This window comes from Fictibacillus sp. 7GRE50, assembly GCF_015903875.1.
Classification (GTDB): Bacteria; Bacillota; Bacilli; order Bacillales; family Fictibacillaceae; genus Fictibacillus; species Fictibacillus phosphorivorans.
Genome location: NZ_JACZDW010000010.1, coordinates 47,190 through 59,448, shown reverse-complemented (window position 1 = coordinate 59,448; position 12,259 = coordinate 47,190). Strand labels below are relative to the sequence as shown.

The following is a 12,259-nucleotide window of genomic DNA, read 5'->3' as shown; positions in this document are numbered from 1 at the left end:
GTTTGTTTGGCTTGTCTTTTTCCGAGACAGCTTTATCATCTTACCGAATGGAAGTTATAAAGTCAAGCACTTTTTTAAAATTCTTTTTTGATCATTTTTACGATCATATGGTGGGCCTAAATGGACTCGAACCATCGACCTCACGCTTATCAGGCGTGCGCTCTAACCAGCTGAGCTATAGGCCCGTAAAAAATAATGGAGCGGGTGATGAGAATCGAACTCACGACCAGAGCTTGGAAGGCTCTTGTTTTACCACTAAACTACACCCGCATAAGTATGGTCGGGAAGACAGGATTTGAACCTGCGACCCCCTGGTCCCAAACCAGGTGCTCTACCAAGCTGAGCCACTTCCCGTAAGTAAATATGGCGCGCCCTGAGAGATTCGAACTCCCGACCTTTTGATTCGTAGTCAAACACTCTATCCAGCTGAGCTAAGGGCGCATATTTAAAATGTATTCTATGTTATAAGTTAAAGTTGGTGCGGTCGAGAGGACTCGAACCTCCACGGGGATACCCCCACTAGCCCCTCAAGCTAGCGCGTCTGCCATTCCGCCACGACCGCGCGGCTAGGATGCCAGCGCATGAGCACTGCAACTTATTGAGAAAATTAATATGGTGCGGGTGAAGGGACTCGAACCCCCACGTCAAAGACACTAGATCCTAAGTCTAGCGCGTCTGCCAATTCCGCCACACCCGCATATTAATTTGAAAATGGTGAGCCATGAAGGATTCGAACCTTCGACCCTCTGATTAAAAGTCAGATGCTCTACCAACTGAGCTAATGGCTCTCACTCGAAGTGTTTTAAACACTTATCTTAAAAAGAAAAAATGGCTGGGCTAGCTGGATTCGAACCAACGCATGTCGCAGTCAAAGTGCGATGCCTTACCGCTTGGCTATAGCCCAACACCTTAGAAATAATGGCGGACCCGACCGGGGTCGAACCGGCGATCTCCTGCGTGACAGGCAGGCATGTTAACCACTACACCACGAGTCCATCAATCTATAGGTATTACTTTTATGAAAGTATATGGTGACCCGTACGGGATTCGAACCCGTGTTACCGCCGTGAAAGGGCGGTGTCTTAACCGCTTGACCAACGGGCCACATGGCAGAGAAGAAGGGATTCGAACCCTCGCACCGCGTTAGCGATCTACACCCTTAGCAGGGGCGCCCCTTGAGCCACTTGGGTACTTCTCTGTATGGCTCCACAGGTAGGACTCGAACCTACGACCGATCGGTTAACAGCCGATAGCTCTACCACTGAGCTACTGTGGAATGTCTTTTAAGGACAATTAATATCATAATCGTTTTCGTCTCAGATGTCAACTAGTTTTAGAAGTTTTTTCTGAGCCGCTTTCGCATTAGTATACCTGCTTTTAAATGCTATGTAATAGGTATGTCTAACAGCGACTTTATTAAATTACCACATACTTAATATCGAAGTCAACACCCTATTTTAAAGAAACCTGTTTTAATTTCCCCCTACACTTTCCACACACATATCTTTTCGTATCAATTTGCCTTTTTCTCTTATATGACTGCATACAGTTTGTGCACATGTAGGCGTATTTATAACTCTCTGTTCTTCTTTTTTCCGGGATGGATTGACAGAATCGAGAGCCGCCTACTTTATTAAGCCAAAATTTGAAGTCATCATCACCGTGTTTATATCCTCTACCTTCAATGTGCATATGATAGTGCACGAGCTCATGCTTAATGACCCCGATCAATTCTTCCATACCGAATGCCTCATATAGATGAGGATTCATCTCTATATCATGGGACCGTAAAAGATAACGTCCTCCTGTAGTGCGCAGCCTTCTATTGAATCTCGCTTGGTGGCGAAATGTTTTTTTGAAGAACTGAATTGAGATTTCCTCAGTTAGCTTCTGCAATTCTTCATTCGTCATGGTCAAGCTCCTTACATTTCAAGTTCACATCAACAAGCTCCTATACATAGACTAATACACAAATAACGGATTGGGAAGAAGTTCAAGGAGGTTCTCTATATGCCAACATGGTTTAAAAGACAGCTCCGTCGTGCTTATTATCAAAAAGACCGTTACCAAATCCGCTTACTTAATCAATGCTGGTTCTTTTATAACAAAAAACACTCCTCCGGTGAAGAGTAATCCACTGGAGAAGTGCTTCATCTTGAGTTGTATCCTTTATTTAGGTGCGATCATCGTTAGAGCGATTCGCTGTTTCGCTACATCTACAGAATCTACCCATACCGTTACGACTTGCCCTACACTTACTACGTCCATCGGATTTTTCACAAACCGATCGGTAAGTTTAGAAATGTGAACAAGCCCGTCCTGTTTGACGCCTATATCTACAAATGCACCAAAATCTACAACGTTTCGAACGGTCCCTTGCAGCTCCATTCCTTGTGACAAGTCCTCCATCTTAAGAACATCTGTTTTTAGGACTGGCCCAGAGAAAGCATCACGAGGATCTCGACCAGGTTTCATGAGCCCTTCGATTATATCCTTTAATGTTGGGACGCCGATATCTAATTTTTCTGATGTCGCTTCAAGTGAAAGTGATTTTAACTTTTCTGCAAGGGCATCAGAGCCGATATCAGCAGGCTTGAATATAAGCTCCTTCAATAAAGCTTTCGTTGCAGGATAGCTCTCTGGGTGAATACCCGTCTGATCAAGCGGTTGATCTCCGTCTACTACACGTAAAAACCCGATACATTGCTCATACGTTTTTGCTCCAAGACGAGGAATTTTCTTAAGTTCTGTTCGGTTTTTGAACTTCCCTACCTCGTTTCGTTTGACGATAATATTCTGCGCAACGGTTTTGGACAACCCTGATACGTATTGAAGAAGAGACGATGATGCGGTATTCACGTTAACACCAACTTGGTTAACTGCGGTTTCAACAACAAAGGAAATTTCTTCACCAAGTCTTTTTTGAGAAACATCATGCTGATACTGGCCAACTCCGATAGATTTCGGATCGATTTTTACGAGCTCGGCCAATGGGTCTTGAAGTCTTCGCGCAATGGATACCGCGCTTCTTTCTTCAACTTGAAGGTCAGGGAATTCCTCTCGAGCGACCGTGGATGCGGAATATACACTCGCTCCCGCTTCGTTAACAATCACATATGCTACCGATCTCTCTAAGTCCTTTAACGTCTCTGCGATAAACTGTTCTGTTTCGCGTGATGCCGTACCGTTTCCGATTGCAGCGATCTCGATATCATATTGGTCGATTAGTTTCTTCACGATTGCTGCCGATTTTTCTACCTCTGATCGAGGCGGTGTCGGATAGATCGTCTGAATATGAAGCACTTTCCCGGTTTCATCTACTACACCTAGTTTGCAACCCGTTCGGTAAGCGGGGTCAACACCTAGAACAACTTTTCCTTTTAGAGGTGCTTGTAATAGAAGACTTCTTACATTTTCAGAAAAAATATGAATCGCACGCTCTTCCGCTTGTTCGGTTAGAGCCGCGCGAATTTCTCGTTCGATGGAAGGTGCAATCAATCGCTTATATGCATCTTCAATCGCTTCTATAATAAAAGGTGCTGCTGGTGAGCTCGAGCGTTTCACTACTTTTCTCTCCATCTTTGAAACGATCAGTTCGGAAGGAGCAACGATACCTACTCTTAAAATATTTTCTTTCTCCCCACGATTGGCGGCCAAAACACGATGGGGAACAATCTTACGGATGGGTTCTTGATATTCGTAGTACATTTCGAACACTTTCTTCTCATCCAATTCCGTGTTCTTACCATCTGTTTTGATCTCACCTTTTGAAAATGTGTCTTCCCGAATCCATTTTCGCATATCAGCATCGTCAGACAGCATTTCAGCGATGATATCTTTGGCACCTGTCAATGCATCATCAGCAGAATGCACTTCTTTTTCTTCATTTATGTATGCCGCGGCTTCAGTTAGTGGGTCATCATTTCTTTGCTCTAACAGCCATAAAGCTAGCGGTTCGAGACCTTTTTCTTTCGCTACAGTCGCTTTCGTTCTTCTCTTTTGTTTATATGGACGATAGATATCTTCTAGATCTTGAAGCTTTTGGGCTTTTGCAATTGCTGCTGTTAATTCTTCAGTCAGTTTTCCTTGTTCTTCTATTAAACGAAGGATTTCCTCTTTACGTGCAGCTAAGTTTTGCAGATATGTCCATCGGTCCATAATGTCTTTGATCTGTACTTCATCTAAACCACCCGTTAATTCTTTTCGATAACGCGCGATAAACGGGACCGTGTTCCCTTCTTCTAAAAGAGCAATAACCTGGTTGATTTGTTTTCCTTTTACGTTCAATTCTGTTTCCATTGTTTTCAACGCTTGTTCACTAATAGGTTGTCCCAATAAGAACACTCCTTTTTCAATCAATTAGTACTATTATAAACCAAGGAAGTGGTGGCGTAAAAATTGCATTGGTTATTTCTGAGTTTGTAGACCATTTTCTTGTAAGTCGTTGATTTCCATTTCAGGTTGCTCGCTTTCTGCGGGGCAGGCGGTGAGCCACATTTGTACGTTTCACTCTTAAGTGTCTCACCTGGCTAGTTGCAGTGGCTAGCCCCTCGAGGTCAAAAGGTGAACGGTCAATAAGGCAAAATGCGCCTTCCTAGCCCATTCACCTTTTGCTTGTCGAGGCTGGACGAGCCACATCCACTTTAAGGGCAGCCCACCTTTAGAAGTTCCTTGCTCCTGCGTCTAAAAGTTAATACTCCGTAGTAAGCTTCCTCGTCGCATGCCTTGCAAGAAGTATCTCATGTGGCTGGCACGCACCTTCCATTCCAATCAACTGTCAAAGTAGACGAGGAATTAAAAGAAATAATCTTTTAGAAATTCAAAACAAAAAACACCACCCTACAAACTAATGAAGGTGATGTTTTACGAAATCAAATTTATTTGTCCGACGAGACAAGTTGCATCGTCATTGATGTCTTGAGGCAATCCACTAATATAGAGGACCGACTCTTTTGGTGATATCATTTTCGTTAACAACGAACGGCTTTGTGTATGAATATCCATACCATCGGAATAAAGCATCAGAGTTAACTCTTTCTCGAATTTAAAGTCTTGTACTTTAAACTTTTCAGGCTTTCCTGCAAGAAACCCGACTTTCGGTAAAGGGTGTATCGCTCTTTGTCTTTCAGCAGAGATCATAAAACGGATGTTACCAACTCCTGAATAAGTAGCTGTATGATTATGATAATCGACTTTAACGATGGCAATCACGGCCCCACGAGTATGTCTAAGCCCTTCATTACAAAGATGCATTAATCCCTCGACAGTTTCATGATGATTTTGATCGATAATATCAGTAGCGGCCCCAGAAGCTTCTTTCGCCATCTTACCGCTCCCTAGACCATCTGCTACTGCACAAATCAAATAATCTTCCGTTTCTTTCACATAAAAACTATCTCCGCAAAGATCATTTCCCTTTTTCGGTTTTTGATAAGAGGAAACAGATGCCTTGCTAAACTGATAGTGTTCGATCATCTAAGAGCCTCCGAAGGTGATACACGCAACGCTTCTTTTAGCTTTTCAAGTGCTCGTCGTTGAAGTCGTGACACATGCATTTGAGAGATATCTAAACGTTCTCCCGTTTCCTTTTGGCTTAAATTCTCGAAATACGTACATTGAAGAATTTCGCGTTCGCGTTCAGAAAGAACAGCAAAAGCTTTCTCCAAAAGCATCCTTTTATCAATCTGATCAAAACCAACATCATTGGAACCAACTAGATCGAGTAATGTAACCGTACTTCCTTCTTGATCAGCTTCAATAGAACTATCCACGGATAGAGCTTGATAACTTTTGCCCATCTCCATCGTCTCTAGAACTTCTTCTTCAGAAACTTCTAGGTACTCTGCAATTTCAAAGATTTTCGGTGATCTCTGTAAACGCGTAGTTAGTTCTTCCACTGCTTTCTTGATTCTTGGTCCTAGTTCCTTAATTCGACGAGGTACGTGGACACTCCATGTTTTATCACGGATAAAACGTTTGATCTCCCCAACGATTGTTGGAACAGCAAATGATTCAAATGATCTTCCGAACGTTTTGTCGTACCTTCTAAAAGCGGCAAGCAATCCAATCATACCGACTTGTACTAAATCGTCATGGATACTTTTGCCTTTAGAAAACTTCCGAGCTAGTGAATGAACTAAGTCTTGATACTGCAACACAAGGTTAGTCTGAATCTCTTCATTCTTCGGGTCTTGCTGCAGTTCATCAATCCAAGCATAGACTTGTTCTTTACTGTGAAGGCGCTGGTGAGATTCTGTCGACATGTTCCTCCACCTCATCTCTGTGAAGATACTTCGTCATCATTACAACGACACCGGCTTCACTGCTTATTTCTACCTTGTCCATTAATGTGTCTATCAGAAAGAGGCCTAAACCTCCCTCATGCAGTTGATCAACTGATTTACCATCTACAGGGCCAAGATTTTTTGAGATAGATTCGACGTCAAAGCTTTTTCCTTGGTCGACAACCGTAATTTCCATGCGGTCATCATATATATTACAGCCAATACGAACTTGGCCTTTGTCTTCATCGGTATCAGTATAGGCATGATTTACAACGTTAGTCACAGCTTCTGATACTGCAATCTTGATATCTTCAATTTCGTCAAACGCAAAACCCATGCGGTTTGCCAAGCCTGAAATCGTTAGCCTGACGACGCCCACATAATCCGGTTTTGCAGGGACCTTCATTTCAATATAGTCGGACGCTGTTCTCATAGCGCCTCCCCCTTTACTCCACTTTCAATATCCATTACTTCTGTTAATCCAGTAATTTCAAAAATGCGCTTAACGCGTTCTGTCATGCCTCTTAATTTTAAAGAGCTGCTATTTGCTTTGGAAGATTTTAAAGCTCCCACGAAAATACCTAGCCCTGTGCTGTCCATATATTCAATTCCAGAAAGATCTACAATTACGATGTTTCCTTTTGTCTCTGTTAACGGAAGCATCACTTCTTTTAACTTAGGAGCCGTATAAGCATCGACTTCTCCTGTTAGCTTTAATTCGTATGTTTCATTTATTTGATCTTGATTTATTTGCAAATTCATTTTATTTCCCCCCAAGCTTTGTATGGAACCATATAAGGTACCTTTACCCTAATCAAATACTGATTAAACCAGTCGTTTTAAAATAATTAAAGTAAAATCATCTCTGAGCTCAAAACCTTGAAGGCGATCAAGCTCCTGAAATACATTCTCAACAATCTTTTGAGAGGGCAGATTCATATATTTACGAATAAGAGAAACAACTTCTTCTCTTTCGATGAATCCTTTGCTCGTTCTGCACTCAGTCACTCCGTCTGACAGAAGGATCACCATGTCTCCCACTTCTATCATCTTTTCGTAAGGATGGTAGGTGGTTGTTCTGGATACGCCGAGTACAAGACCTTTTGCGATCAAGTCCTGAAACTCGTCTTCCTTTGCGTGATAGAAAAAGCCTGGTTCATGACCAGCACCCGCATAGTAAAACTTATGACTTTCTGGTTCATATACCCCATGAAACATGGTGATGAACATGTTGCTATGAACGTTTTGTTCCACAACACGGTTTAAGTTCTCTAAAAGCAGATGAGGCTTCATCTGTTCTTCAGGCAAACTGTCCATCGCGTATTTAATCATAGACATACACAGTGCAGCGGGTATGCCTTTACCAATGATGTCTGCTACCGCGACACTTAAACTGTTGCCGCTCTTAACAAAATTATAATAATCACCATTCATTTTTTTCGCTGGAACACTGACAACCCCTATGTCCAACTGGTCAAATCCTGGGACATCACTGAGCAGTAACGTTTGCTGCATACTTGCGGCAACTTCAATCTCTGATTCAAGCTGTTGTTGCTTATCACGTAAGCTTTGATGCTCGCGATAAGCAAATCCGTAGCCGATCATCGCTTCGAGCAGAAAGTCAAAAGAATCTCTCATTTCTTCAGACATATCCGGAAACAGCTGATCCATCACTTGAATGTGTAAACTGACAAGATCTTCTGGTGATATCTGCTGTTCTAATAACTTCCTGCTGAATTGTTGCCCTTTATAGAGGGTCGTCTCTGTTTTAGCTTTTAGATAGACCGATAATAAATCTTGGTAACGTTCCGTTAGTGCGTCTTTTGCGGTCAAGAGCTCTCCTCCTAACGAAGCCATTTAGTAGCTGATATCTCCGTTCCCACATCAACTGTGGATTCGATTGAGAATTCATCCATTAAACGCTTCACGCCTGGTAACCCAGCTCCTAATCCGCCAGAAGTGGTATATCCATCTTCCATAACTTTTCGGATCTCTCGAATTCCAGGACCATTATCTAAGGCTACGATTCGCAGTCCTTTTCTTCCTAATTGATCGATTGGTTCAATGCAAATCTTACCTCGTCCCGCATATAAGTAGATATTACGGGCGAGTTCAGATATCGCTGTTGTTATTCTTGCTTGATCAACGTTTCCGAAACCTAACTCTTTCGCCATGTTTCTTCCAAGTTGACGGGCACTTACGATGTCCCACTCGTTGCGTACTTCCACACAGGATTGGATGTCCATAGTCACCCCTCCAGTTCCAGACGCAATTTATCAAGCCCCTGTTCTAAGTCAAGTGCTGTCGAAACTTCCCTCATTGAAATTCCAAGGTCAATTAAAGTAATAGCAACTGCCGGTTGTATTCCTGTTAATACAACTTGAGCTCCCATTAATTTTGACATCCTCACTACATCTCCAAGAACCTTAGCTATAAAGGAGTCGATCATGTCTACTGACGTTAGGTCAATAACAACTCCTTTCGCACCTGTATCGTGAATTTTATTTAGTAAGTCTTCTTGAAATTGAAGAGCTGTCTGATCATCCATCTCTACTTGAATGGTGATCAGTAAATATTCGTGCAATTTTAAAATAGGAATTCTCATTTTTTTACTCTCACTCCCTATTTATTGCTAATTAACTGCTGATTTGTGATTTCCAGAGCGTTTTCCATACCCTTTTGAAGCGTACTTTTCGTCGGGAACAGACTTAGATCAATTCCTAAGCTTACGATCGTTTGTGCAATTTCAGGACGTATTCCTACTAGGATACACGTAGAACCTAATAAACGCACAGCATCTGCTGCTTGAATAATATGATGAGCAACCATCGTATCAACGACCGGTACTCCCGTAATATCGATCAATACCACTTCCGAGCGATACTTGATCACTCCGTTTAAAAGGTTTTCCATAATCAGCTTCGCACGCTCTGTATCAATCGATCCGATAAGAGGCATAACACTGATATTTTTGAATACTGGGATTAATGGAGCAGAAAGCTCTAATAATGCCGTTTTTTGAACGGATACGGTTCTCTCCCAAATCTGAGAGGAGTTTTCAACAACGCGATTTAGAATCGGATCTAACCAGCGATCGATCTCACGGTATACAGCCGACACCTTCTCTTTGTCGTTTTCCGTTTCCACTAAAAGATTTAAAACGACACGACGTGCCGCTTGAAGTCCTTGTGTTAAATAACTTAATGGTAAACCTGTATGAAGAACTTGATCAAAAAAATCATCAAGTGTTCCGTCTTTAGAAATATCGTGAAAATTAATGTGCTTAATCAACATAGCAAAAAACTGTTGGTCCGTTTCTTCACTAAACTTTAAAGTTGTTCCAATCAGTTCTTTTTCTTTAAAAAGCTTAACTTCTTTAAGCCAATTATTTTTTAGGGTTTCTTGATTTTCATTGATCATCTGTACAATCAAGTTGTCCAATTTTTCTTGCACCCCCACTACATGTAGTCTCAATTCTATTATTTCACTTCTGAATATATTGTGCAATGTTTACTCTTTTACTAGCTTTGGATATATAACCCAAGATTCAAAAAGCTAAACATGTATTTTTTTACAAAAATATTTAAATAGTATTCGTATACTTGTTCCCATTAAAAGGGGTTCATTCCTTGCTGAGTCAGAGAATGAGTAATATGAACCTTAAAACTTAAAGTTTATCTTCTTTCATTAAAATACCTGATAACACTTTAAACACCTTATGAATCCTTTTTGCATAATAGGAAAATTGTACCTAGTGTTCCAACTATCCTTTTAACTTCCGTAAAAAAATAAAAAACCGCCAGACATCCCCGTCAGACAGTTTCCTAAATGATGTTATAAGTTAAAAATCAACCAGACCAGTACTGATCTGCAATGCGTCGTCTACCCTGCGCATCATGTCTTCATCCAGTTGTGTTATTTTATCTGTTAATCTTTGCTTGTCAATCGTCCTGATCTGTTCAAGCAAAATAACTGAATCCCGTTCAAAGCCGTATTTTTTTGAATCTATTTCAACGTGTGTTGGAAGTTTAGCTTTCTGAATTTGAGCTGTGATTGCTGCAACGATAACAGTAGGGCTAAAACGGTTCCCGATATCATTCTGTATAATCAGTACAGGACGAATTCCGCCTTGTTCTGATCCAACTACCGGTGAAAGATCTGCAAAGTAAACGTCTCCGCGTTTGACTATCAAGGACTACACCCCGCTAACTAAGCGGTCCAAGGTATGATCGGCTTCCTCCTCTAACATAAATGCTTCTGAAGCAATCGTTAGATTGATCTTAGCCATTTCCATGTAACCTTGTTTCATCTCATCACGAAACTGACGCTTATTCTTCCGCTCACGAAGAAACATCTCAGTAGCTTGATGGATAAATTCGCTGCGGTCCAAATTTTCTTTTTTTATGACGCGATCTACCTCACTTAGTAATTTCTGAGGAAGACTAATCACTATTCGTTTTGTGTTCAATTCGGACACAACATACACCTCCAGCGCAAAGCTATACTACGATCAAATTCCTTTTAACCACATTTAATCTTATCACTTCAATAATCCATTTGCAAAGCGATTTCAAAGTATTTATTCTACAAAATTTTTAATAGTCCTTCTAATATTCTGCTAAAAATTTAGAATTACATTCATATTTTCTAAAATTCGACCCTTTTTTGTATAAACTCTCGGCACTCGAGCAGAAATGAGGCACGGAATTTCATAATTTATCGTATTTGCGATACGCGCGATCTCATCCATTTCTATTCTCTCTGACTGCTGATTTCCTATTAAAGTAGCAACTTCACCAACATCTAGTCTCTTTGGCAGCCTAACCATACATTGATCCATACAGATTCTGCCGATGATCGGCATTCGTTCCCCCTTTATAAGCACCGAAGCTCCTGGGGAAAATCTTCTTTGCCAGCCGTCCGCATAGCCGATTGGAAGTGTACCTACCCACTCCTCTTTTGTTGCTGTATAAGTAGCTCCATAGCTTACAGTATCCCCAGGCATCAGTTTTTTAACATGAATGAGCTGAGAGTGCAGACTGAACGCCTCTTCTAGCGGAAAAGGCAAGTCTTGTTTTAATTCGTTAGATGGCGCCAATCCATACATACTGATTCCGAGTCGAACCAGATTGAACGGCCCTTCTACTTTTCTAAGAGCCGCAGCGCTATTGGCACTGTGAATGAGAGCCGGATTCAATCCCCATGTGTTAAGCAAGTCTATATATTTAATAAAGCTCTTTCTCTGTTTCTCAAAAAGTTCTGATTCCCATTCGTCTGCTGTTGCAAAATGGGTAAAGACACCTTCTGCTTCAAACGTAGATGATTGTTTGATGAAGTGCGCTACTTCTCGCAACTCACTTTCTTCCCTAAACCCTACTCGCCCCATACCGGTGTCGATCTTTAGATGAACCTTCACACGGTGATTTGTGTCTTTAATATGTGGTTCCGCATCAATCAGCCATTCTTTTTGAAAGACGGTAAGGCTTAATTCATTTTCTGCCGCAAGATTAGCATATTCGGGTCTTACCCGGTTCATAACTAAAATCGGTGCTGAGATTCCTTGTTTACGTAAAGCTAATCCTTCATCGAGCATCGCTACAGCAAGCCACTCTGCTCCAGACCTCAAAGCTTCTTCTGCAATTTGAAAAGCGCCATGGCCATAACCATTTGCTTTTACAACAGCCATAATCTTTTGATCAGGGAGATGTTTCTTAAATGATTCTACATTTTGACTGATCTTGTCTAAGTCAATTTCCGCCCACGTGTCTCGATAATAATGATGTTTATCCATGATGTTTGCCTCCCTGTTTAGATTGCTGCCTTCTATTTTACCCTCTTAGCGTGATTTATGTAAGCATCCTAACGCTTCAATCCACAAATATGTATGTACAATCAAAAAGTTTTGAGAGTTTATCAACGAGTTTTTGTTCTCAGTCCAAAAGTTTTGCTACTTTATCCACGAGTCTACAATCCTC

14 protein-coding genes and 12 tRNA genes are annotated in these 12,259 nt (G+C 41.3%); 1 reads left to right on the top strand and 25 read right to left on the bottom strand.

The window, feature by feature from the left end; genetic code table 11:
• Positions 1–108: 108 nt before the first annotated feature.
• From IHV12_RS21515 to IHV12_RS21455, 13 genes are all read right to left on the bottom strand, one after another.
• Positions 109–185 (bottom strand) — tRNA-Ile (locus IHV12_RS21515).
• A gap of 11 nt (positions 186–196) precedes the next feature.
• A tRNA-Gly gene (locus IHV12_RS21510) sits at positions 197–270 on the bottom strand.
• Positions 271–277: 7 nt separating this feature from the next.
• Positions 278–354 (bottom strand) — tRNA-Pro (locus IHV12_RS21505).
• 10 nt (positions 355–364) lie between these two features.
• A tRNA-Arg gene (locus tag IHV12_RS21500) sits at positions 365–441 on the bottom strand.
• A 35-nt stretch (positions 442–476) separates the two neighbouring features.
• A tRNA-Leu gene (locus IHV12_RS21495) sits at positions 477–562 on the bottom strand.
• A 51-nt stretch (positions 563–613) separates the two neighbouring features.
• Positions 614–697, bottom strand: a tRNA-Leu gene (locus tag IHV12_RS21490).
• 15 nt (positions 698–712) lie between these two features.
• Positions 713–788: transfer RNA gene (locus IHV12_RS21485), tRNA-Lys, on the bottom strand.
• Between the two features lie 41 nt (positions 789–829).
• Positions 830–904 (bottom strand) — tRNA-Gln (locus IHV12_RS21480).
• A 15-nt stretch (positions 905–919) separates the two neighbouring features.
• Positions 920–995: transfer RNA gene (locus IHV12_RS21475), tRNA-Asp, on the bottom strand.
• Positions 996–1,029: 34 nt separating this feature from the next.
• Positions 1,030–1,104 (bottom strand) — tRNA-Glu (locus IHV12_RS21470).
• Positions 1,105–1,107: 3 nt separating this feature from the next.
• Positions 1,108–1,198: transfer RNA gene (locus IHV12_RS21465), tRNA-Ser, on the bottom strand.
• A gap of 3 nt (positions 1,199–1,201) precedes the next feature.
• Positions 1,202–1,276, bottom strand: a tRNA-Asn gene (locus IHV12_RS21460).
• 176 nt (positions 1,277–1,452) lie between these two features.
• Entirely contained in the window at positions 1,453–1,911 is a 459-nt protein-coding gene (locus IHV12_RS21455; RefSeq protein WP_197192190.1) for a SprT family protein, read from the bottom strand.
• Positions 1,912–2,010: 99 nt separating this feature from the next.
• On the opposite strand from IHV12_RS21455, the gene cmpA reads away from it, so the two are divergent.
• Positions 2,011–2,133 (top strand): cortex morphogenetic protein CmpA, encoded by a 123-nt coding sequence (gene cmpA, locus IHV12_RS21450; protein WP_197192189.1) that lies wholly within the window; start codon positions 2,011–2,013, stop codon positions 2,131–2,133.
• A 36-nt stretch (positions 2,134–2,169) separates the two neighbouring features.
• On the opposite strand, the gene IHV12_RS21445 is transcribed toward cmpA, so the two are convergent.
• The 12 genes from IHV12_RS21445 to alr form a co-directional block, all read right to left on the bottom strand.
• Positions 2,170–4,299, bottom strand: a complete 2,130-nt coding sequence (locus IHV12_RS21445; RefSeq protein ID WP_197192191.1) for a Tex family protein — start codon at positions 4,297–4,299, stop codon at positions 2,170–2,172.
• Between the two features lie 564 nt (positions 4,300–4,863).
• On the bottom strand, positions 4,864–5,475 hold the full coding sequence (locus tag IHV12_RS21440) for a SpoIIE family protein phosphatase (RefSeq protein ID WP_197134384.1): 612 nt from the start codon (positions 5,473–5,475) through the stop codon (positions 4,864–4,866).
• Complete coding sequence (gene sigB / locus IHV12_RS21435; RefSeq protein WP_066390807.1) at positions 5,472–6,263, bottom strand: RNA polymerase sigma factor SigB; 792 nt, start codon at positions 6,261–6,263, stop codon at positions 5,472–5,474. Before sigB ends, IHV12_RS21440 begins: the two co-directional genes overlap by 4 nt.
• Positions 6,229–6,717 carry an anti-sigma B factor RsbW gene (gene rsbW, locus IHV12_RS21430; RefSeq protein WP_197134381.1) on the bottom strand — a complete coding sequence of 163 codons (489 nt, stop codon included), beginning with the start codon at positions 6,715–6,717 and terminating at the stop codon, positions 6,229–6,231. The genes sigB and rsbW overlap by 35 nt, the downstream gene beginning before the upstream one ends.
• Complete coding sequence (locus IHV12_RS21425) at positions 6,714–7,046, bottom strand: STAS domain-containing protein (RefSeq protein WP_191755225.1); 333 nt, start codon at positions 7,044–7,046, stop codon at positions 6,714–6,716. Before IHV12_RS21425 ends, rsbW begins: the two co-directional genes overlap by 4 nt.
• 63 nt (positions 7,047–7,109) lie before the next feature.
• Complete coding sequence (locus IHV12_RS21420; RefSeq protein ID WP_197192188.1) at positions 7,110–8,117, bottom strand: PP2C family protein-serine/threonine phosphatase; 1,008 nt, start codon at positions 8,115–8,117, stop codon at positions 7,110–7,112.
• Between the two features lie 11 nt (positions 8,118–8,128).
• Positions 8,129–8,530, bottom strand: coding sequence for an anti-sigma regulatory factor (locus IHV12_RS21415; protein ID WP_066285716.1), 402 nt, complete (start codon positions 8,528–8,530; stop codon positions 8,129–8,131).
• A gap of 2 nt (positions 8,531–8,532) precedes the next feature.
• Positions 8,533–8,889 carry an STAS domain-containing protein gene (locus IHV12_RS21410; RefSeq protein ID WP_066239455.1) on the bottom strand — a complete coding sequence of 119 codons (357 nt, stop codon included), beginning with the start codon at positions 8,887–8,889 and terminating at the stop codon, positions 8,533–8,535.
• Between the two features lie 17 nt (positions 8,890–8,906).
• On the bottom strand, positions 8,907–9,725 hold the full coding sequence (locus IHV12_RS22995) for an STAS domain-containing protein (RefSeq protein ID WP_305069395.1): 819 nt from the start codon (positions 9,723–9,725) through the stop codon (positions 8,907–8,909).
• A gap of 400 nt (positions 9,726–10,125) precedes the next feature.
• Positions 10,126–10,476, bottom strand: coding sequence for a type II toxin-antitoxin system PemK/MazF family toxin (locus IHV12_RS21400; protein ID WP_066239453.1), 351 nt, complete (start codon positions 10,474–10,476; stop codon positions 10,126–10,128).
• 3 nt (positions 10,477–10,479) lie between these two features.
• Positions 10,480–10,761, bottom strand: a complete 282-nt coding sequence (locus tag IHV12_RS21395; protein WP_066390801.1) for a CopG family ribbon-helix-helix protein — start codon at positions 10,759–10,761, stop codon at positions 10,480–10,482.
• 141 nt (positions 10,762–10,902) lie between these two features.
• Positions 10,903–12,075, bottom strand: coding sequence for an alanine racemase (alr, locus tag IHV12_RS21390; RefSeq protein WP_197192187.1), 1,173 nt, complete (start codon positions 12,073–12,075; stop codon positions 10,903–10,905).
• Positions 12,076–12,259 lie beyond the last annotated feature (184 nt).

What these genes read in the sequence shown, in the direction of transcription:
- IHV12_RS21445 (WP_197192191.1), bottom strand. Translation starts at nt 4,299, where the DNA reads ATGGAAACAGAATTGAACGTAAAAGGAAAACAAATCAACCAGGTTATT.
- IHV12_RS21455 (WP_197192190.1), bottom strand. Translation starts at nt 1,911, where the DNA reads ATGACGAATGAAGAATTGCAGAAGCTAACTGAGGAAATCTCAATTCAG.
- IHV12_RS21440 (WP_197134384.1), bottom strand. Translation starts at nt 5,475, where the DNA reads ATGATCGAACACTATCAGTTTAGCAAGGCATCTGTTTCCTCTTATCAA.
- IHV12_RS21410 (WP_066239455.1), bottom strand. Translation starts at nt 8,889, where the DNA reads ATGAGAATTCCTATTTTAAAATTGCACGAATATTTACTGATCACCATT.
- IHV12_RS21425 (WP_191755225.1), bottom strand. Translation starts at nt 7,046, where the DNA reads ATGAATTTGCAAATAAATCAAGATCAAATAAATGAAACATACGAATTA.
- alr (WP_197192187.1), bottom strand. Translation starts at nt 12,075, where the DNA reads ATGGATAAACATCATTATTATCGAGACACGTGGGCGGAAATTGACTTA.
- IHV12_RS21415 (WP_066285716.1), bottom strand. Translation starts at nt 8,530, where the DNA reads ATGGACATCCAATCCTGTGTGGAAGTACGCAACGAGTGGGACATCGTA.
- cmpA (WP_197192189.1), top strand. Translation starts at nt 2,011, where the DNA reads ATGCCAACATGGTTTAAAAGACAGCTCCGTCGTGCTTATTATCAAAAA.
- rsbW (WP_197134381.1), bottom strand. Translation starts at nt 6,717, where the DNA reads ATGAGAACAGCGTCCGACTATATTGAAATGAAGGTCCCTGCAAAACCG.
- sigB (WP_066390807.1), bottom strand. Translation starts at nt 6,263, where the DNA reads ATGTCGACAGAATCTCACCAGCGCCTTCACAGTAAAGAACAAGTCTAT.